Origin of the sequence: Microbacterium sp. (assembly GCF_035556355.1) — a bacterium.
Taxonomy (GTDB): domain Bacteria; phylum Actinomycetota; class Actinomycetes; order Actinomycetales; family Microbacteriaceae; genus Microbacterium.
Genome location: NZ_DATMFG010000032.1, coordinates 1 through 18,096, shown reverse-complemented (window position 1 = coordinate 18,096; position 18,096 = coordinate 1). Strand labels below are relative to the sequence as shown.

17 protein-coding genes are annotated in these 18,096 nt (G+C 69.1%); 8 read left to right on the top strand and 9 right to left on the bottom strand.

Features of this window, described 5'->3' with window-relative positions; genetic code table 11:
- The coding region (locus VNR19_RS08940) for a flavin-containing monooxygenase (RefSeq protein ID WP_325725952.1) at window positions 1–1,142 on the bottom strand (1,142 nt) is incomplete at its 3' end.
- A gap of 298 nt (window positions 1,143–1,440) precedes the next feature.
- Here VNR19_RS08940 and VNR19_RS08935 point away from each other — a divergent pair.
- From VNR19_RS08935 to VNR19_RS08920, 4 genes are read left to right on the top strand one after another with little or no spacing between them, the layout of a single operon-like run.
- Complete coding sequence (locus tag VNR19_RS08935; RefSeq protein WP_325725950.1) at window positions 1,441–2,184, top strand: ABC transporter ATP-binding protein; 744 nt, start codon at window positions 1,441–1,443, stop codon at window positions 2,182–2,184.
- Entirely contained in the window at window positions 2,184–3,053 is an 870-nt protein-coding gene (locus VNR19_RS08930) for an ABC transporter permease (RefSeq protein ID WP_325725948.1), read from the top strand. The genes VNR19_RS08935 and VNR19_RS08930 overlap by 1 nt, the downstream gene beginning before the upstream one ends.
- 48 nt (window positions 3,054–3,101) lie before the next feature.
- The gene (locus VNR19_RS08925) at window positions 3,102–4,244 is read left to right on the top strand and encodes an ABC transporter substrate-binding protein (protein ID WP_325725946.1); all 1,143 of its coding nucleotides are present in this window, start codon (window positions 3,102–3,104) and stop codon (window positions 4,242–4,244) included.
- The gene (locus VNR19_RS08920; RefSeq protein ID WP_325725944.1) at window positions 4,241–5,755 is read left to right on the top strand and encodes a class I adenylate-forming enzyme family protein; all 1,515 of its coding nucleotides are present in this window, start codon (window positions 4,241–4,243) and stop codon (window positions 5,753–5,755) included. The genes VNR19_RS08925 and VNR19_RS08920 overlap by 4 nt, the downstream gene beginning before the upstream one ends.
- A 7-nt stretch (window positions 5,756–5,762) precedes the next feature.
- Here VNR19_RS08920 and VNR19_RS08915 read toward each other — a convergent pair whose 3' ends face one another.
- The 7 genes from VNR19_RS08915 to VNR19_RS08885 all read right to left on the bottom strand — a co-directional run bounded on the left by VNR19_RS08915 (window position 5,763) and on the right by VNR19_RS08885 (window position 14,151).
- Complete coding sequence (locus tag VNR19_RS08915; protein ID WP_325725942.1) at window positions 5,763–6,683, bottom strand: SDR family NAD(P)-dependent oxidoreductase; 921 nt, start codon at window positions 6,681–6,683, stop codon at window positions 5,763–5,765.
- 1 nt (window position 6,684) lies between these two features.
- Complete coding sequence (locus VNR19_RS08910; protein ID WP_325725940.1) at window positions 6,685–7,422, bottom strand: ABC transporter ATP-binding protein; 738 nt, start codon at window positions 7,420–7,422, stop codon at window positions 6,685–6,687.
- On the bottom strand, window positions 7,412–9,304 hold the full coding sequence (locus VNR19_RS08905; RefSeq protein ID WP_325725938.1) for a branched-chain amino acid ABC transporter ATP-binding protein/permease: 1,893 nt from the start codon (window positions 9,302–9,304) through the stop codon (window positions 7,412–7,414). The genes VNR19_RS08910 and VNR19_RS08905 overlap by 11 nt, the downstream gene beginning before the upstream one ends.
- Window positions 9,301–10,167: a branched-chain amino acid ABC transporter permease gene (locus VNR19_RS08900; RefSeq protein WP_325725936.1), complete on the bottom strand. Its 867-nt coding sequence runs from the start codon at window positions 10,165–10,167 to the stop codon at window positions 9,301–9,303. The genes VNR19_RS08905 and VNR19_RS08900 overlap by 4 nt, the downstream gene beginning before the upstream one ends.
- Before the next feature lie 63 nt (window positions 10,168–10,230).
- Window positions 10,231–11,469: an ABC transporter substrate-binding protein gene (locus VNR19_RS08895; RefSeq protein ID WP_325725934.1), complete on the bottom strand. Its 1,239-nt coding sequence runs from the start codon at window positions 11,467–11,469 to the stop codon at window positions 10,231–10,233.
- 139 nt (window positions 11,470–11,608) lie between these two features.
- Complete coding sequence (locus VNR19_RS08890; RefSeq protein WP_325725932.1) at window positions 11,609–13,231, bottom strand: flavin-containing monooxygenase; 1,623 nt, start codon at window positions 13,229–13,231, stop codon at window positions 11,609–11,611.
- A complete protein-coding gene (locus VNR19_RS08885) occupies window positions 13,228–14,151 on the bottom strand; it encodes an alpha/beta hydrolase (protein ID WP_325725930.1) in 924 nt (307 codons plus the stop codon). The genes VNR19_RS08890 and VNR19_RS08885 overlap by 4 nt, the downstream gene beginning before the upstream one ends.
- Window positions 14,152–14,288: 137 nt before the next feature.
- On the opposite strand from VNR19_RS08885, the gene VNR19_RS08880 reads away from it, so the two are divergent.
- The 4 genes from VNR19_RS08880 (at window position 14,289) to VNR19_RS08865 (ending at window position 17,367) form a co-directional block, all read left to right on the top strand.
- Complete coding sequence (locus VNR19_RS08880) at window positions 14,289–15,635, top strand: efflux RND transporter permease subunit (RefSeq protein WP_325725928.1); 1,347 nt, start codon at window positions 14,289–14,291, stop codon at window positions 15,633–15,635.
- Between the two features lie 107 nt (window positions 15,636–15,742).
- Window positions 15,743–16,384, top strand: a complete 642-nt coding sequence (locus tag VNR19_RS08875) for a hypothetical protein (protein ID WP_325725926.1) — start codon at window positions 15,743–15,745, stop codon at window positions 16,382–16,384.
- Between the two features lie 16 nt (window positions 16,385–16,400).
- Window positions 16,401–17,024 (top strand): hypothetical protein, encoded by a 624-nt coding sequence (locus VNR19_RS08870; RefSeq protein WP_325725924.1) that lies wholly within the window; start codon window positions 16,401–16,403, stop codon window positions 17,022–17,024.
- A 190-nt stretch (window positions 17,025–17,214) separates the two neighbouring features.
- Window positions 17,215–17,367: a hypothetical protein gene (locus VNR19_RS08865; protein ID WP_325725922.1), complete on the top strand. Its 153-nt coding sequence runs from the start codon at window positions 17,215–17,217 to the stop codon at window positions 17,365–17,367.
- 17 nt (window positions 17,368–17,384) lie between these two features.
- Here VNR19_RS08865 and VNR19_RS08860 read toward each other — a convergent pair whose 3' ends face one another.
- On the bottom strand, window positions 17,385–17,855 hold the full coding sequence (locus VNR19_RS08860) for a hypothetical protein (RefSeq protein WP_325725920.1): 471 nt from the start codon (window positions 17,853–17,855) through the stop codon (window positions 17,385–17,387).
- Window positions 17,856–18,096 lie beyond the last annotated feature (241 nt).

Below are 18,096 nucleotides of genomic sequence, written 5' to 3'. Positions count from 1 at the left end.
TTCCAGAACTGCGCGAACCGATACCAGCGGTGGTACTGCGGCAGTCGCTCGAGCAGCAGGTGCAGCCCGGGCTCGATGTCGGCGTTGTACCGCGGCGTCGGGATCACCCAGGCGGGCGTCCGCTGGAACACGACCACCTCGCCCGCCGTGCGCGCGACCTGGGGGATCACCTGGAAGGCGCTCGCGCCGGTGCCGATGACGCCCACGCGAGCGCCGTCGATCGGCGCCGAGTGATCCCAGCGGGCCGTATGGAAGGCCGGGCCGCGGAACGTCGCGGCGCCGGGGATGTCCGGGATCAGCGGCTCGTTGAGCTGACCCACGGCCGAGATGACGAACTCGGCCTGCAGCTCGCTCTCGACGCCGTGCTCGTCGCGGGTCGTGGCGTGCCACAGGCGCGCCTCGTCATCCCATCGCAGCGCGGTGACGCGCGTTCTGAAGCGCACCCGCTCACGGATGCCGAATCGGTCGGCGACGTCCCGGAGGTAGCCGAGGATCTCGTCGCGCGGCGAGTACCGCTTGCGCCACCCGCCGTGCTGCGCGAACGAGTAGCTGTAGGTGAAGTTGCTCGTGTCGAGGCGCGCTCCGGGGTAGTCGTTCTCGAGCCACACGCCGCCGACGTCCGCGTTGCGCTCGACGATGGTCACCACGAGCCCCGCCTGGAGCAGCCGATGGCCGGCGGCGATGCCCGACAGGCCGGCACCGACCACGAGCGCACGCACCGGCGAGCCGGGGTGGAGCTCGTCGGCGTGCCAGCGCGGCGCGCCGGCATCCTCGGCGAGGCCGAGCTCGTGCTCCATCAGCGGGCGGTACGCGCTGTCGACGGGGCCGGTGATGAAGCGCATCAGGCGCTCGAGGCGCTCGGGCGACGGCTGCGCGGGAGGACGCGGCGCGTCGCGCAGTCGTCGCAGCGCCTCGAACGCCGCGGCACGCGCCTCCGCCAGCCGATCCTCGGCGAGCCCGCCGTGCGGATCCAGGGTGAGGCTCACGGCGCCGCCCGTGGGGCGAAACTCGTCCCGGATCAGCGTGTCGTCGCCCGTCAACGCGGCCAGCGTCGTGAGGAGGGACGCGATGTGCGCCTGGTCGACGGCCTCTCTCAGCTCGTCGTCGCTGAGACCGCTCGCGATGAAGTCCTCAAGGTCCATGCCGCACGCCCTCACCAGCCCGATCGGCTGCTCGATCTCCGGCCCGCCCTCGTCGCTGAGGGCGGTGGGGCCATTTCGGCCCAACCTCTTTGCTTGCGATGCATAATACGTTATATATAAAACGAGCAGGTCATGTCGATCGCTCCGAACGGCGCAGCGGCGCGACCGCTCTGGACAAGGGAGTCTCAACGTGCACGACCCTGCCTCGGCAACCGCATCGGCACCGTCCCCCGCGGTTCCCGCTCCGAAGATCGAAGCCATCGGCCTCACCAAGTCGTTCGGCACCGGACAAGGAGCCGTGCCCGCGCTCGGCCCCCTGGACCTCGCGATCGCAGAAGGCGAGTTCGTGTCCCTGGTGGGGCCCTCCGGCTGCGGCAAGTCGACCTTCGTGAAGCTGGCGGCCGGGCTCGTGGAGCCCACGGAGGGCGTCATGCGGGTGCGCGTCGCCGACCCCGCGCGGCCCGCGATCGCGACCGTCTTCCAGGACTACGGCATCTTCCCCTGGATGACCGTGGAGAAGAACATCCTGTTCGCGCTGTCGACCAGGGGCGTCGGACGAGCCGAGGCGCGTGAGCGCGCATACGACTGGCTCACCCGGCTCGGCCTTCGCGACTTCGCGCGCTCGTACCCCGGGATGCTCTCCGGCGGCATGCGACAGCGCGTGGCGATCGCTCGAGCGCTCGCGACGGATCCGGAGATCCTGCTCATGGACGAGCCGTTCGCGGCGCTCGACGCGCAGATGCGCGAGATGCTGCAGAGCGAGCTGCTGGAGCTCGCCCAGGCATCGCATCGCACGGTCGTGTTCGTCACGCACAGCCTCGAGGAGGCCCTTGTGCTCAGCGATCGCGTCATCGTCATGACCTCGAGGCCCGGCACTGTGCTCGATGAGCAGATCGTGCCGTTCGAGCGTCCGCGCACCGCGGACGTCCGCGAGTCCAGCGCGTTCGCCGACATGAGAGGCGCTCTGTGGCGTCACCTGCGCGACGAGGTGGTCGCCCAGATGGAGCGGCAGGGCTCGGTCGCGATGGGAGGCGGGCGCTGATGGCGATCATGGAGACCGTCGCGCAGGGGCCGGGGGAGCAGCACGAGCTCGTGCGCATGCCGCGCCGCAGCCCTGCGCAGGCCGTGGCTCACGCGCGTCGTCGTCGCACGGGGTACACGCTGCTCGGCATCGGCGTGCCGGTGGTGCTGCTGTCGCTCTGGCAGGTGGCGGCCATGGCGCGCTGGATCGATCCGGTGCTCTACACGCCGCCGATCCGGATCGTGGAGTCGGCCGTGGAATACCTTTCCGCCGGCCGGCTGTGGGGGGACATCGGCGCCACCTTCACCCGCATCGTCGTCGGGTTCGCCATCGGCGCGACCACCGGCATCGCGGTCGGAGCGATGACCGGAACGTCGCGCATCCTGCGGGCTGCGCTCGAGCCCACCCTGAGCGCCCTCTATGTGATCCCGAAACTGGCACTGCTGCCGGTGTTCATCGTCATGGTGGGGCTCGGTGACCCACCGCTCCTGCTCATCGTCACCATCACGGTCTTCTTCTACATGTGGATCTACACGATGGAGGCGTTCAGCGGCATCGCCGACGGCTATCTCGACGCCGCGCGATCGCTGAACGCCGGTCGCTTCCGGACGTTCACGCGGGTCATGTTCCCGGCGGTGCTGCCGCAGGTGTTCGTCGCGGCGCGCGTGGCGATCACGGCCGCGGTGCTGGTGATCGTCGCGTCTGAGATGACCGTCGGCAACACCGGCCTCGGATACGTCATCTTCAACTCGCGGGCGCTGTTCCTGAACGACCAGATGTACGTCGGCATCCTGCTGGTCTCGATCATGGGCGTCGTGCTCGCGCTCGTCATCTCGCGCCTGGGACGCTTGCTCACTCCGTGGGCGAAGCACGGCGATTTCATCAAGTGAGGCACGCCCGATCACGCGACTGCTGATCGTCCACCAATGGAGGTAGACATGAAGAGAACCTGGTTTCTGGCCACCGTGACCGCGCTCGTCGCGGTCCTGCTGAGCGGCTGCAGCCAGCAGCCCGGTCCCGCGGGGGAGACCCCTGACGGAGCCGCATCCGGAAGCGGTGAGATCGCGGCCGTCGAGGGCTGCGACGAGGGCGCGGACTTCTCCCTCGCATCCGATGTCGAAAACGGTCCGGCCCGCTGCGAGCCCGGAGCGCCCGCGGCGGTTCCGCTGGACGAGCCGGCCAAGGTGACGATCGCGATCGCCTCGCAGACCGGTGATTACGCCGCGCCGTACTTCGTGGGCGTCCAGGAGGGCGAGTTCGAGGCCGAGGGCATCGATCTCGACATCCAGGTGCTCCCCACGCGCGACGCGCTGCCGCTGGTCGCCGGCGGGCAGCTCGACGGGATCGCGTCCGCTAACTCGGCCGGCGTGTACAACTCGGCGTCGCAGGGCGTCGCGATGCGGATGCTGCTCGGACAGGGCTGGATCGCCGAGGAGTCGCTCGCGGGCGTGTGGGCGCGCGGCGGCGACACCGAGGTCGCCGACCTCGGCCCGGGCACTAAGTTCGGAAGCGCCGTCGGAGCGGGATCGGCGGCGAACGTCGACCTCTTCGACCAGGCGCAGGAGACCGGCGTCGACATGAAGGGTTTCGAGTACATCGTGGTCGCCCCGGCGGACACTGTGCTCGCGCTCCAGAACGGATCCGTGGACGCCGCGATGATCCTCGACCCCTTCTGGCTCGAGCTCCAGGACGACCCGGACTTCACCCGGATCGCGACGTCGGTTCCCGCCGGCAGCGACAACGGCGGGTTCTGGGGCGGGCCGTCGCTCCTCGACCGCCCGGACGTGGCGGCCGCGTTCGTGCGCGCCTACGTCCGCACGATCAACACCTACTTCTCCGGGGACTACAAGGCCGACGCGGAGAATCTCGAGATCATCAGCGCCGCCACCGGGGTCGAGGCGGATGCCATCGCCCGCACGCCGTCGTTCGTCTTCAACTGGGATGTGCCCACGGGGATGACCGACGCGCACCAGGAGATGTTCATCGAGCTCGGCGAGTCCCCGTACGCGGAGCCGATCCCGGAGGAGGAGCTCGTCGACCGCTCGTTCGTCGAGACCGCCGTGGGACGCGAGCGCCCATGAGCGAGGGGGCGCCCCAGCCGCCTCTGCCGGGTGAGTTCGACGACCTGGCGACGGCGCTCGCCGCCGCCGCCGAGCACTTCGGCTCGCGCGCCGCATACATCGACAGGTCGGTCGCGCGCGACGTGCTGACGTTTCGCGAGTGGGACTCGGCGGCGACGCGCTTCGCCGCCGAGCTCCACCGTCGCGGGCTCCGGCCGGGTGAGCTGCTGGCGATCCACGTGCCATCGTCCATCGGGTTCGCGATCGCGTACGCGGGTGGGCTGCGCGCGGGGCTCGTCGTGTCGGGCATCAACTCGCGGCTCGGGCCGACAGAGGTGGCGGCCATCCTCGGCACCTCCGGGGCGCGCGCCGTGGTGGGCGACACGACGCTCGCGCCCGAGGGGGTCGTCCGCGTCGGAACGGACGATCTCGATGCCGCCCGCATCGGTCCGGTGGCCGACATCGTTCCCCCCGCCTGGCCCGAGGGCGCGCCGGCCGTGGTGATCTGGACGAGCGGCACCACCGGGATGCCGAAGGGGGCCTGGTACGGCCACGAGCAGCTGAGAGCGGCGGTGTGGTCGGCGGGGGTGATGAGCGCCCCGGGCGACCGTCGGCTGGTCGCCACGCCGTTCGCGCATGCCGGGTACATGGCCAAGGTGTGGGACCAGATCGCGTGGGGCATCACGTTCGTCATCCCGCCGTCGCCGTGGAAGGCGCCGACGACCCTGGCGGTGCTGCAGGAGGAGGAGATCACCGTGGCCGGCGCCGTCCCCACGCAGTGGGCGAAGCTGCTGGAGCACGGACTGGCCGACACCCCGCTGCCGCACCTGCGGCTTGCGACGTCGGCGACGGCGCCCGCCCCGCCTCAGCTCGTCGAAGCCGTGACCTCCGCGCTCGGCGTGCCGCTCATCGTGCGCTATGCGATGACCGAGGCGCCGAGCATCTCGGGCACCGACCCCGAAGACAGCCCCGAGGTGCAGTCGCGCACGGTGGGCCGTGCGCAGGCCGGAATGGAGGTGCGTGTCGTCGCCGCGGACGGCACGCCCGCGCCGGCGTGGGAGGTCGGCGAGATCCAGGTGCGAGGCAGCTGCGTCATGCGCGGCTACTGGCGGTCGCCCGAGACCACCGCCGCCGCGCTCGATCCCGACGGGTGGCTGCGCACCGGCGACCTCGGCCGTATCGCGGCGGGGGGCGAGCTGGAGCTGACCGGTCGACGCGGCGATATGTACATCCGCGGCGGCTACAACGTCTATCCGCTCGAAGTCGAGAGCGTGCTCGCCGAGCATCCGTCCGTGGGGCAGGTCGCCGTGGTGGGCGTGCCGACGCCTGTCATCGGCGAACGGGGCCTGGCGTTCGTCGTGCCGCGAGGGGATGCGGTGCCCGATCTGCAGGAGCTGAGGCGGTTCGTCTCGTCGCGACTGGCCGACTACAAGGCGCCGGACGACGTCGTGGTGCTGGAGAGCATGCCGATGACTGCCATGATGAAGGTCGATCGTCATCGGCTGCGCGAAATCGCGACCGCGGGCGTCTGACGCGGTTTCAGGCGCTCCGCGTGGCGTCCGAGAGCATCGCCGGCGGGAAGACGCCGTAGATGCCCCGCAGTCCGCGGTCGAGCTCGTCGGCGGTGACAAAGCCGCCCTCATCCGAAGCGCGGTACACCTCTCCCCGGCCCCACGGGTGCATCCGGATCACGGAGTTTCCCTCGATGCGCAGCACCTGCCCGGTGAGCCAGGAGGCGTCCTCTGAGGCGAGGTACGCGACCAGCGGGGATACGTTGCGGGGATCGAACGGCGAGTACCGGTCGCCGACCGCGCCGTCGTTCCACGGCAGGTGGGTCGTCATGCGCGTCGCCGCCACCGGGGACACGGCGTTGCAGGTCACACCGAGGTCGGCCAGCTCCTTGGCCGTCGTCAGCGTCAGGCCGAGGATGCCCGCCTTCGCGGCGGCGTACGCGGCCATCTCCGGCTGTCCCATCATGCCCACGGACGATGTGGTGTTGATGACGCGCCCCGAGACCGGCTCGCCCTGGGACCTGCGTTGCGCCCAGTGCACGGCCGCGGCGCGGGTGAGCAGGAAAGTCCCGGTCAGGTGCACGGCGACCACGGCCTCGAAATCCGCCGGGGACGTCTCGACGAGAGGTGCGCTGCGCAGGATGCCGGCGTTATTCACGACGATGTCGAGTCGCCCGAAACGGGCCACGGCCTCTGCGACGAGCCGGTCGCAGTCTGCGGCGTCCGTGACCGAGCCCTCGTGCGCCCAGGCGGTGCCCCCGAACGCGCGGATCTCCTCCACGACCTCCGATGCCGGGGAGGTTCGCTCGGTCCGCGAACCGTCCGTGGAGACGCCGAGGTCGTTGACGACGACCGCCGCGCCGCGCCGCGCGAGCTCGTGGCAGTGCGCGCGTCCGAGACCGCGTCCGCCCCCCGTGACGATCGCCACCCGGCCCGCGAGAGCGACCACGTCAGCTCCGTCCGCTGGGCGGCGATGCCATGTAGGCGTCCTGGATGATCGCGCGCAGCCCCTCGTCCGACGACGATCCGGTGTGTACGACCCGTCCGACGTCGAGCACCACCACGCTGTCGGCGACGCGCAGCGCCGCCTCGACGGCCTGCTCGATGAGGAGCACTGCCAGCCCCTCGTCGCGCAGCCGCTGCACGGTCTGCATCACCTCCGACACGATCGACGGCGCCAGCCCGGTGGACGGCTCGTCCAGCATGAGCAGCCGCGGCCGGTTCAGGAGCGCCTGACCGATGGCGAGCATCTGCTGCTGGCCGCCGCTCAGGTAGCCGGCGGTCTGACGCCTGCGCTCGGCGAGGATCGGGAAGCGCTCGTACACCTCATCCAGCCTGTGCTGCTCCTCCTGGCGCGCGAGGCCCAGCCGGTAGAGCCCGAGCACCAGGTTCTCCTCGACCGTGCGGCTCTTGAAGATGCGCTTGTTCTCCTGGACGTAGCCGAATCCCATTCCGCGTCTGGAATGGGCGGGCGACTTCGTGATCGTCTGTCCGTCGAAGATCACCTCGCCGTGGTTCACGGGCAGCAGGCCGGCGATCGTCTTCAGCGTGGTGGTCTTGCCCGCGCCGTTCCTTCCCAGCACCGCCGTGATCTGGCCGGGCGCGACGGACAGCGAGACCTCGCGGATGACCGTGAGGTCGCCGTATCCGCTCGTCACCGAGCGCACTTCCAAGACGTCACCGGCCAAGGTCTGCTCCTTCTTGCACGAAGTGGTCGCCATCGTCGACCTCGTCGGGGATCGCGTCGCCGGCGGCGACAGCGTCGGTGCTCACCGGTTCTCCGAGATAGTGATGCAGCACCTCGGGGTGATGAGCGATCTCATCCGGAGCGCCCTCCGCGACGAGCCGTCCCTGCGACAGCACGACGACGTGGTCGGCGAGGGCCCGGACCAGCGAGAAGTTGTGCTCGACGAGCAGAACGGTGCCGCCGGCGGCGCGCACGGCGCGGACGACGTCGGCGAGCGACTGCACCTCCTCCTCGTCCAGGCCGGACGCGACCTCATCGAGGAGCACGAGCGAGGGGGAGACGACGAGCGCGCGGGCCAGCTCGAGCACGCGTCGCGTGCCGAGGGGGAGCGACGTCGCCGGCAGATCGGCGACGTCCGACAGCCCGCACGCGGCGAGCGCGTCGTCGACCGCTGCGCTATCGCGCCGGGCAGCGGAGCGATAGCGCGGAAGCCGCAGCATCGTCTCGATCATGCTCACGCGGTCGCTGCGGTAGCGCGCCGTCGCCACCGCGTCGCGCACGGTCATCTCGGGGATGACCGGCGTCTGGAAGGTGCGCATCACCCCCGCGTCCGCGACGCGATGCGGTGCCCTTCCGGAGATCACCTCGTCTCCCAGCTCGACGGTTCCCGAGTCGGCCCGGTTGAAGCCGCTGATCACGTTCAGGAGCGTGGTCTTCCCGGACCCGTTCGGTCCGATGAGTGCGACGACCTGCCCCGGGCGGGCTTCGAAGGTCACGTCGGTCAACGCGGCGACGCCGCCGAACGTCTTGCCGACCCCCGTGACGGCGAGGCGCTTGCCGGGCAGCGGCCCGAAGGACGGCTTGTCGGCGGCGGCTCGGGCACGGCGGCTCGTCTCGCGCGTCGAGCGGCGCCCGCGGATGCGAGAGCGCAGCTCGGCGATGCCGCCGGCGATGCCGCCAGGGAGCAGCACGCCGACGATGACCAGCAGGACGCCGTAGGCGATGAACGCGAAGTCGCCGAACAGGGAGGTGCGCATCGGGCCGAGCTGCATGATCGCGGCGCCCAGGAACACGCCGTAGATGCTGCGTTTGCCGCCGAGGATCGCCGCGGCGAGGATCGCGATCGTGAAGTTCATGCCGAAGTTCTCGGGGGCGATGAAGCCGTCGAGATAGGCGAAGAACGCGCCGGCGATCGCGGCGGGCAGCCCCGCGAGCGCATACGCCTTGAGCTTCAGCCCGTAGACGGAGATCCCCAGCGACGACGCGAGGATCGGGCTCTGGCGCAGGACCGCGAGCGCATTGCCCGAACGGGACACGACGAGGTTGCGGTACAGGATGAACCAGAAGCTCGTGACCACGATCACCGCGAGGTAGAGGCCTGTGTCGCCCAGCTCGAAACCGAACAGCTGCGCTCGCGGGATGCCGGTCATGCCCTGGTGCCCGCCCAGCGCGTCGCGGAAGATGTCGACGATGTCGGGGACCAGCAGCACGAGGAAGAACGACGACGTCGCCAGCATCCAGCCGCCCAGACGGAGTCCCGGGATGCCCGAGATCAACCCGAGTAGTAGGCCGAACAGCGACGAGACCAGGATCGCCAGCGCAAGATCGTTCACGACGTTCATCGCGAGGAATCCGGTGGCGTATGCGCCGGCCGCGTACATCGCGGCAGAGGCGAACGAGAGCTCGCCGGCGAACCCGAAACTGAGATTCAGCCCACTGACGATCAGCGCGAGGAGCGCGACGAGGATGATCTGCCGCATCCACGGCAGGTTGATCAAGCCCAGCGAAGGGGCGAGCAGGAAGAGGGCAGTGACGACGACCCAAGCGGCGGGAAGCAGCCAGCCCTGTCGAGGTCGACGCTTCTGGACGGCCTCGGCGGTCATACCGCACGCTCCTTCCGGGCTCCGAAGATGCCTTGTGGTCTCAGGAGCAGAGTTGCGATGAAGATGAAGTACACGACGAGGTTCTGGTAAGAGGCACTGGCGACGGTGATGACGATCGCCTCGACGACCCCGAGTGCGAGGCCCGCGATCAGGGCGCCGAGCTGACTCCCGATGCCTCCGATGGCCAGCACCACGAATCCCTTGATCGAGAGGGTGATCGCGATCGCGACGATCGCGAAGGTGATCGGCCCGATGAACGGCGCAAGGACGAATCCGAGAGATCCGGACAGCACGAACATGATCGCTGCGATGCGCCCCGGCCGTACTCCGAGGATGAGGGCAGCGTCCCGGTCCTCCGACTGCGCGAGAGCCGCGAGACCCGATCGTGTCTTCGTCGACCAGAAGTGCGCGCCGAGCGTCACAACGATCGCGACGAGGACGATCACCAACTCTGCCGGCGCGATGCGCCCGCCGCCCGGGAGATCGATCAGGCTGTCCGGGCCGAAGAACGGCACGCGCACGACGTCGTCGGGTGAGAAGAAGAAGATGAGTCCCTGGAGGATGGTCGTCACACCCACCGTCGTCACGAGTTCCGCGTGATCGCCGCGATTGCGCAACGGAAGAATTGCGGTGATGTACTCCACGAAAGCCACGATCGCTCCGACGGCGATCAGGATGAGGAAGATCAGAGGGAATGGGATGCCCAGATTCGACATCCATGCAGTGAGGAACATCCCCGTGACGATGAACGCAGCGTACGCGAAGTTCACCGCCTTGGACGTCAGCCACGTCAAGTTGTAGCCAACCGCGACAAGCGAATAGATCGCACCGATCGCGAGGCCAGATATCAGAGTTACCAGCACGAGGTCTCCAAGGTGTTCAGGGGTGGGCACGATTCGCTCGCGCCCACCCCCGGCGGCGTTGGTTCAGTCTTCCTTGAGAACCAGCATCGTGTCCTTGCGCTCGCCGGTGACCTGCGAGATCGCGAACTCCTCAGCGGTGACCTGCGGGAAGTGGCTGTCTTCCGAGAACAGGTTGCGCCACAGCACCCACGGCTGGTCCGCGGCATCCGCGCCAGAGAGCTCGAGGGCCTGCAGTGCGTCTCGCACGGCGTCAGAGTCAGCCGTTCCTGCCTGCTCCACGGCGTTCGCCCAGATCATGATCTGGTCCCACCCGTACGCGTGGGTGTTGATGGTCACGGGCAGCTCCGAGAGATCGCCGAGGCGGCTGATGAAGTCGTTGAGCGCGTCCGACCGGTCTTCGGGTGCGATGTAGTGCGTCAGCGGATAGAGAACCGGGTAGAAGTTCTCGCGCTGCTGTTCGGTCGTGAAATCGGTGAACGGTGAGACCGCGATGCCCGACCCTCCGACCGTCGGGATGGTCTCCGCACCCGCCTTGACACGACCCTCGAAAAGTCGGGGGACGACGGTGCCGATCGCGTCTGCATAGATCCAATCAGCACCCGCCGCGCGAGCCTCGGTGAACGCGGAGGAGATGTCGATCGCCTCGGGGTCGAATGCGTGCACACTCAACTCGATCCCCACCTCGTCGAGCGCCGCCTGCAGCGCAGGCTCCACAGCGTCGCGGAGCGCGTCGTTCGTGATGACGAGTCCCACCTTCTCGACGTCGCCCTGATCTGCAAGGAACGCCGCCGCGGCTGCCGTCACGTCGGCTTGCTTCACGGCGGTGCTGAAGAAATACGGGTACTCTGCCGGATTGTCCAGCGCAGGCGACGACACCGAGGCCATACCGATGATCTGGTCTCGCGTGAGCAGCGGTGCCAATGCGAGAGCCTCGTTGCTCGTCTGCCCGGCTGCGACGAAGTCGGGCTTGCCGTGGTCTGCGACATACTCCTGGAGAAGCGTCACCGCTCTCGTGGGGTCGCTCTGGTCATCGAGGGTCGCGACCTCGATCTCGCGGCCGAGCACTCCGCCGGCCTCGTTCAGGCTTGCCACGGCCGCATCGACCCCGAGGCGCATCGCCTCAGAGTTGACGCTCAGCGCGCCGGTCTCCCCTGAGATGATGAGAACCTTCAGCGGCGCGTCCTCAGAGCCGGGCTCCGGCGCGGCCGACGGGTTGCTGCAGGCCGTGAGGAGCAGTGCCGCTGTGGCAAGCGGGGCGAGCAGCATGGCTGATCGCCGGGATGTGATTGGGCGGATGCTCATGATCCACTCCTTCGTGGTCGGGCTGGTGCTGTCGGGTGCAAGTCCAAGTGACTCAATGTCAGAAATATAGAATGTATTAAGGGGGTGGTCAAGCGTTCCGCGCCGTCCGTCCCCACGATCCTCGGGGTGGCGCCGACCCTCAGGCGAGGCTCACCGGCGCTCCGAGCAGGAAACCGCGATATCCGTCTTCGCGCACGGCATCGCACTGCGCCCGGTACGCGCCGACCCCGCCGACATAGGGCATGAAGACCCTCGGCTTGCCCGGGACGTTGGCGCCCAGGTACCAGGACGCGGCCTCGCCGTAGAGGGTCGCGTCGGCGACGGCGCGCACGTGCTCGACCCACTTCTCCTCCGCCTGCGGATCCGGCTCGCTGGAGGTGATGCCGTGGGCATCGAGGTAGTCGATGTGATCGGCGATCCATTCGACGTGCTGCTCGATCGACGTGACCATGTTGCTGATCACGGCAGGCGAGCCCGGTCCCGTGATGGTGAAGAGGTTCGGGAAGCCGGAGATCGCGATCCCGAGATAGCTGCGCGGGCCGTGGCTCCAGTGGTCGCGGAGCAGTCGTCCGTCGCGGCCGCGGATCTCGGGCTTGAGGAGTGCCCCCGTCATCGCGTCGAACCCTGTGGCGAGCACGAGCACATCGAGCGGGTAGGTGCGTGCGTCGGTGACCACGCCCTCCGCGGCTACGCGGACGATGGGCTCCTTCCGGACGTCGACGAGAGACACGTTCGGTCGGTTGAACATGCTGTAGTAGTCGGTGTCGGTGCAGATGCGCTTCGTGCCGATCGGGTGGTCGGTCGGCATCAGCTTCTTCGCCACGTGCGGGTCGTGCACGAGCTCGGCGATCTTCGCGCGCACGAAGGCCGCAGCGGTCTCGTTGGCCTCACGGTCGGTGTAGATGTCGGAGAACACCTGCAGGAACTTCATCCCGCCGATCCGCCAGCGCTCCTCGTACCGGGCCCGTCGCTCCTCCTCCGACACGGACAGTGCGGGCACGGGGACGACATCCAGCGGGACCGAGCCGGACGCCGACCAGCGCGAGCGCTCACGCAGCTCGGGGTACTGCTCCTTCGTGCGCGCCCACCAGCCCGGATCCAGGGGAGCGTTCTGGGCGGGCACGCTGAAGTTGGCCGTGCGCTGGAACACCGTGAGTTCGCCCGCTGTCGCGGCGAGGATCGGACCGGCCTGGATGCCCGAGGATCCTGTTCCGATCAGCCCGACGCGCAGGCCCGTCAGCTCCGGCGGGTTAGACGGCCATGAGTGCGTCTGAATTACCGTGCCGGCGAAGTCTTCGAGGCCCGAGATGTCCGGGGTCTTCGGCACCGACAGGCATCCTGTCGCGAACACGAGATAGCGGCAGGCGAGATGCCGGCCGCGATCGGTCGTCACGTGCCACGTCGCCGATGCCTCGTCGTACTCGGCCGAGACGACCTCTTCGCTGAAGCGGATGTAGCGATTGAGGTCGAACCGCTCGGCCACATGCTCGAGGTAGGCGAGGATCTCCGGCTGCGTCGCGTATTTCTCCGTCCAGTCCCACTCCTCCTGGAGCGCGTCCGAGAACGAGTACGAGTAATAGGCGCTCTCGATGTCGCAGCGCGCGCCGGGGTAGCGGTTCCAGAACCACGTTCCCCCCACCCCGGAGCCCCGCTCGATCCCGACCACGTCCAAGCCGCTGTCCCGCAGGCGCTTGAGCGCGTACAGTCCGGCGAATCCGGCACCCACGACGACCACGTCGTGGATCTCATCGGCGACAGTCATGTGTCATCCCTTCTGGTTGTCGTCCTCGTCCACTGGCCGATCGCGTCCACGGCGGCCTGCGCGGCGGGAAGGATGTCGATGAACGACAGGAAGCCGTGCATCTGTCCGGCGAAGCGCCGGTGGGTGATCTCCACACCCGCATCCGCGAGGCGCTGTGCGTACAGCTCGTCCTCGTCGCGCAGCACGTCGTGCTCCGCGGTGATCAGGAGGGTCGGCGGAAGCCCCGCGAGGGCGGGCGCGCGAAGCGGGGCCGCGCGCGGATCGGCGCGGGCCGTCGGCTCGGGGACGTACTGCTCCCAGAACCACGCCATGAGCTCCGCGGGCAGGATCGTCGTCGTCGTGACGGGATCGCGGTAGGAGTCGCGTCCGAAGTCGGCGTCGGTCGGCGGGTAAAGGAGGATCTGCGACGCGAGCGGCGGGCCCGCTTCGCAGGCGGCGATCGCGGTGACCGTCGCCAGGTTCGCGCCGGCGCTGTCGCCGGCGATGTGCAGTGGGCCGCCGGTCGCCTGCCGGGCGGCCCAGGAGAGCGCTCCTGCGGCGTCCTCGACGGCGGCGGGAAACGGATGCTCGGGCGCCTTGCTGTACTCGACCAGGTGGATGGTGAGGCCGGTCGCCTGCGCCAGGCGGCGGGCGAGCACGTCGTTGCCGTCGTTGTTGCCGAGCACCCAGCCGCCGCCGGGAAAGTAGAGGATCGCACCGGGCGGTGTCTGCGTGGGTCGGAATGAGCGCACCGGGATCGTTCTGCCGCCGGCGGTCGGGACGTCGGTGTTCTCTACGCGATGCACGGCGTCGCGTTCGGTGGCGACGCGCGGGGGGCGCCGACGTCGGCGGGCCTCGGCCGCGCCGATGGTCCAGGTCGGCGCCTCGTCCAGGCCGGCGAGGCCCCGCACGAGTTCCGCGGTGGCGTCGTCGAGCGTCACGCGGCCGGCTCGCTCACGTCGTGTCGGCGGCGCGACGCGATGAATGCGTGGACGACGTCGTCGTCGGTCATCGGTCAACCTCCCGCGGGCCCGGCGTTCGTCGGTGAATGCCGGTACTGCATATATTATGCGACGCCATGCGCGCGATCCCGCTCGCCAGCGCGACCCAGCCCGGCACAGTCGTCACCCTCGCCGACGTCGCCGAGGTCGAGGTGGTCACTGAGGAGAAGACCTCGATCACCCGCATGAACGGCGAGGAGGCGCTCTCGCTGTCGATCACCGCCGTCCCCGACGGCGACGTCGTCGGCATCTCGCACGGCGTCGAGGATGCCATGGCCACCCTGACCGACGAGCACGACGAGCTCGACCTGGCCGTCGTCTTCGACCAGGCCCCGTTCATCGAGGACTCGATCGAGCACCTCGCGATCGAGGGCGTGCTCGGCCTGGTCTTCGCCGTGCTCGTGATCCTCGTCTTCCTGCTCTCGGTGAGCTCGACGCTCGTCACCGCCATCTCGATCCCGCTGTCGGTGCTGGTCACCTTCATCGGCCTGAACCTCGGCGGGCACTCGCTCAACATGCTGACCCTCGGCGCCCTGACCATCGCGATCGGCCGCGTCGTCGACGACTCCATCGTCGTCATCGAGAACATCAAGCGCCACCTCGCGTACGGCGAGGAGAAGGTGCACGCCATCCTCACCGCGGTGAAGGAGGTCGCCGGCGCGATCACCTCGTCGACGGCCACCACCGTCGCCGTGTTCCTGCCGATCGCCCTCGTCGGCGGCATGGTCGGCGAGCTGTTCGCGCCGTTCGCGCTCACCGTGACGATCGCCATGCTGTCGTCGCTGCTCGTGGCGCTGACGATCGTGCCGGTGTTGTCGTACTGGTTCCTGCGCCGCCCGAAGACCGAGGCCTCGGTCGACGAGATCCGCCAGGCGGCGGAGGAGAAGGAGCACAACGGCTGGCTGCAGCGCGGCTACGCGCCGGTGCTGCGCGCCACCCAGAAGCGCCCGGTCGTCACGCTCGTCGCGTCGGCCCTGCTGCTCGTGCTCACCGTCTCGCTCGTGCCGCTGCTGAAGGTCGACTTCCTCGGCAGCACCGGCCAGAACATGGTGATGGTCACGCAGGAGTTCGAGCCCGGCACCGACCTCGACGCCGTCTCCGACGGCGCCGAGAAGGTCGAGGACGCGCTCGGCGAGATCGACGGCGTCACCGACGTCATGCTGATGGCCGGATCGGGCGGAGAGTTCTCGTCGATGCTCGGCGGCGGAGGCGGCACGGCCACCTTCATCGTCAACACCGACAAGGACGCCGACCAGCTCGCGCTCAAGGAGGCGATCACCGACCGTCTCGACGAGATCAGCGGCGCCGGCGAGATCGGCCTCAGCGATCAGGCCGCGATGAGCGGCTTCGGCGGGGCCGTCGAAGTCGCGATCACGGCGGAGGGCGAGGAGACGCTCGAGGCCGCGAACGCGGCGGCAGCCTGAAAGTCGTTGTCGGGTACTCCGTCGGCGACGACCACCTTGACGAGGACACCGACACCCTCGCCCTCGATCCGGAGCAGGCGCGCGAGCTCATCCTCGCCCGCGAGAACGTGGACCGGATCCGCGACTACAAACAGCTCATCGCCGAGCGGAACGCGTACACGTCAGGTCGCCGTCCCGTGTGGTGGCTCCTCACCGGCGACCCCACCGCGGCGTCCGCGCAGAACGACACCGCGCGCGCAGCCACCCGGCACGCCGCCCGCGAGCGCACCCGTGCAGTGACCTTCCTCGGGCAGCTGAACCTCCTCATCCGCGCGATCGACGAGCGCACGCCGATCTCCCGCGAGCAGGAGTTGGAGTTCGGCACCGTCTCCGGCCACTCCCGGGGTGTGAAGCCGCTGTCCCCGGCCACAGAGAAGGGGACGTGGGGTGAGGACAAGCGCGCCGTACGCGTGGACGAAGTGAACAGGCTCGCAGCCGACCTCGCGACCGCGAAGCGCACGTACACGCCCGTCTCCGAGCTGGTCCGCGACCACCGCTCAGCCGTCCAGCATCACGAGGCTGCGCTCGCCACGAAGAAGGACATCATGCGGCGTCTCCGCCTCATCCTGAAGGAAGCGACCGCCGAGGAGAAGAAGGCGGCGAAGGAGCTGACCGCGGCGCAGAAGAGGTGGGTGGACGCGTGGGCTGCCGGATGGCCGGGCGCGCGAACGGACGTGCCCGCGATGCTGGACGCCGCCGACGCCTGGTGAACGCATAGGAGCCACCATGACGACGACGCTGCTGACGCACCTGGAGTTGCCGAGCGGCGTGCGCGTGTGGTTCTCCGCCGACCACCACTTCGGGCACGCGAACATCATCCGGTACGCCGACCGGCCGTACCCGCACGTGGACGCGATGGACAGCGACATCATCCGCCGTGACAACGCGGTCGTCGCGCCCACCGACGTCTTCTTCGCCCTGGGCGACCTGTGCCTGGGGTCGTTCGACGCGTCGCTGGCGTGCGCTGCAGGGCTCAACGGCATCAAGTTCCTGATGCCGGGCAACCACGACCGGGTGTCCGTCGCCGGTCGGAACAAGCCCGCGTATATCGAGAAGTTCCGCGCCCGCTACGAAGCGGCCGGGTACACGGTGCTGCCGGAGGAGGGCGTCACCATCGACCTGCACGGTGTCCGGCTCGCCCTGTCCCACTACCCGTACCAGGGCGACCACACCGAACGGGACCGCCACCTGGAGTTCCGCCCGAAGGATGAGGGCCTCCCGCTCCTGCACGGCCACATCCACGGTGAGCGCCGCATCGACGGTCGCATGTTCAACGTGGGCGTGGACGTGAACGACTTCACCCCCGTCTCCGAGGAGCAGGTCCTCGAGTTCGCGAAGGCGGCGGCATGACCATCAGCATTCGCCGCCGCCTGGCCATCCTCCCGCACCAGGTCCGGCGGCGCTCCGCCGCGCCCGCCCTGGCGCCACCGGCAGTGGACAGTTCGCGATCGTCGCGCTCAGCCCGCGCGGCATCCCGGTCCCCGCTTGGAAGCCATTCCGTGCCACCCGTCTCGTCGGCGGCCGTGCCTGGTCTCTGAGCGTGATCCGCACCGACGACCTCACCGGGTACCCGGAAGGTCAAGGTCCCGTGAACCGAGAGCTCATCGAAGAGACCCTCGATCTCCTCGCCGGGGAGCACACCGACCCAGGCGAAGCGGAAGCTGTCCTCCGCCGCGCCCTCGACGCGCGCTGACCTGACGGTCGCCGCCGTCAGATCGCGACGGTGACCCCGGGCGGTGGGTGATAGCCCTGCGCCGGCTCATACGAGTTCCCGCCCGCCAGTCCGTTACCGATCACCCGGATCGCGTCCGCGGGCCCATGACCGAAATGCCCTACGGCTCGCACCCCGGCTGCGAGAGCGGGCTGCTCCGGCGCCTCCCAGTCGGGCGCCTCGGTCACCACCGGCGGCGGCAGGAGGCTGAACGCCGCACCGGGGAACACCATGTCCACCCACTCGCACAGCTGCTGCGGACCGAAGAACAGCGGTCGCATCGTCACGCCGTCGCCCAGGTTCGGGCCGAACAGCCTGATCGTGAACGAAGACCGGTGCCCGCCCTTGAACTCGCCGTCTGTGCGCTCCACCTCGAACGAGGTCACCTCCGATCGGCGCACCCCTCCCTTGTTAGTCGGGAACCACAGCCACACCCCGCCGGTGCCGGCCGGCGCAACGTCGTCTGCCATGTCCTTGCCCCCAGTTCGGTCGGCTGCCCCAGCGGAGCCGATCTGGCCGCAATGTACACCTCCCACCCCCTCGCGCATAGGTGGACCGCCCTCACCGGACGACCGCGCATGTGGGAGGGCATGAGGTCAGGGTTGTTCGCGGAACCTCTGTCGTTCGTACGCGGAACCCTGATCCTCTGTGGTGTCGCGGGTAATCCTCTGGGCCGCGCATGTAGGTGTTGATGACTGTTCGTGTTGCTTC

Coding starts and splice junctions, on each gene's coding strand:
- VNR19_RS08930 (WP_325725948.1), top strand. CDS start 2,184: ATGGCGATCATGGAGACCGTCGCGCAGGGGCCGGGGGAGCAGCACGAG.
- VNR19_RS08925 (WP_325725946.1), top strand. CDS start 3,102: ATGAAGAGAACCTGGTTTCTGGCCACCGTGACCGCGCTCGTCGCGGTC.
- VNR19_RS08920 (WP_325725944.1), top strand. CDS start 4,241: ATGAGCGAGGGGGCGCCCCAGCCGCCTCTGCCGGGTGAGTTCGACGAC.
- VNR19_RS08905 (WP_325725938.1), bottom strand. CDS start 9,304: ATGACCGCCGAGGCCGTCCAGAAGCGTCGACCTCGACAGGGCTGGCTG.
- VNR19_RS08895 (WP_325725934.1), bottom strand. CDS start 11,469: ATGAGCATCCGCCCAATCACATCCCGGCGATCAGCCATGCTGCTCGCC.
- VNR19_RS08890 (WP_325725932.1), bottom strand. CDS start 13,231: ATGACTGTCGCCGATGAGATCCACGACGTGGTCGTCGTGGGTGCCGGA.
- VNR19_RS08880 (WP_325725928.1), top strand. CDS start 14,289: ATGCGCGCGATCCCGCTCGCCAGCGCGACCCAGCCCGGCACAGTCGTC.
- VNR19_RS08870 (WP_325725924.1), top strand. CDS start 16,401: ATGACGACGACGCTGCTGACGCACCTGGAGTTGCCGAGCGGCGTGCGC.
- VNR19_RS08860 (WP_325725920.1), bottom strand. CDS start 17,855: ATGGCAGACGACGTTGCGCCGGCCGGCACCGGCGGGGTGTGGCTGTGG.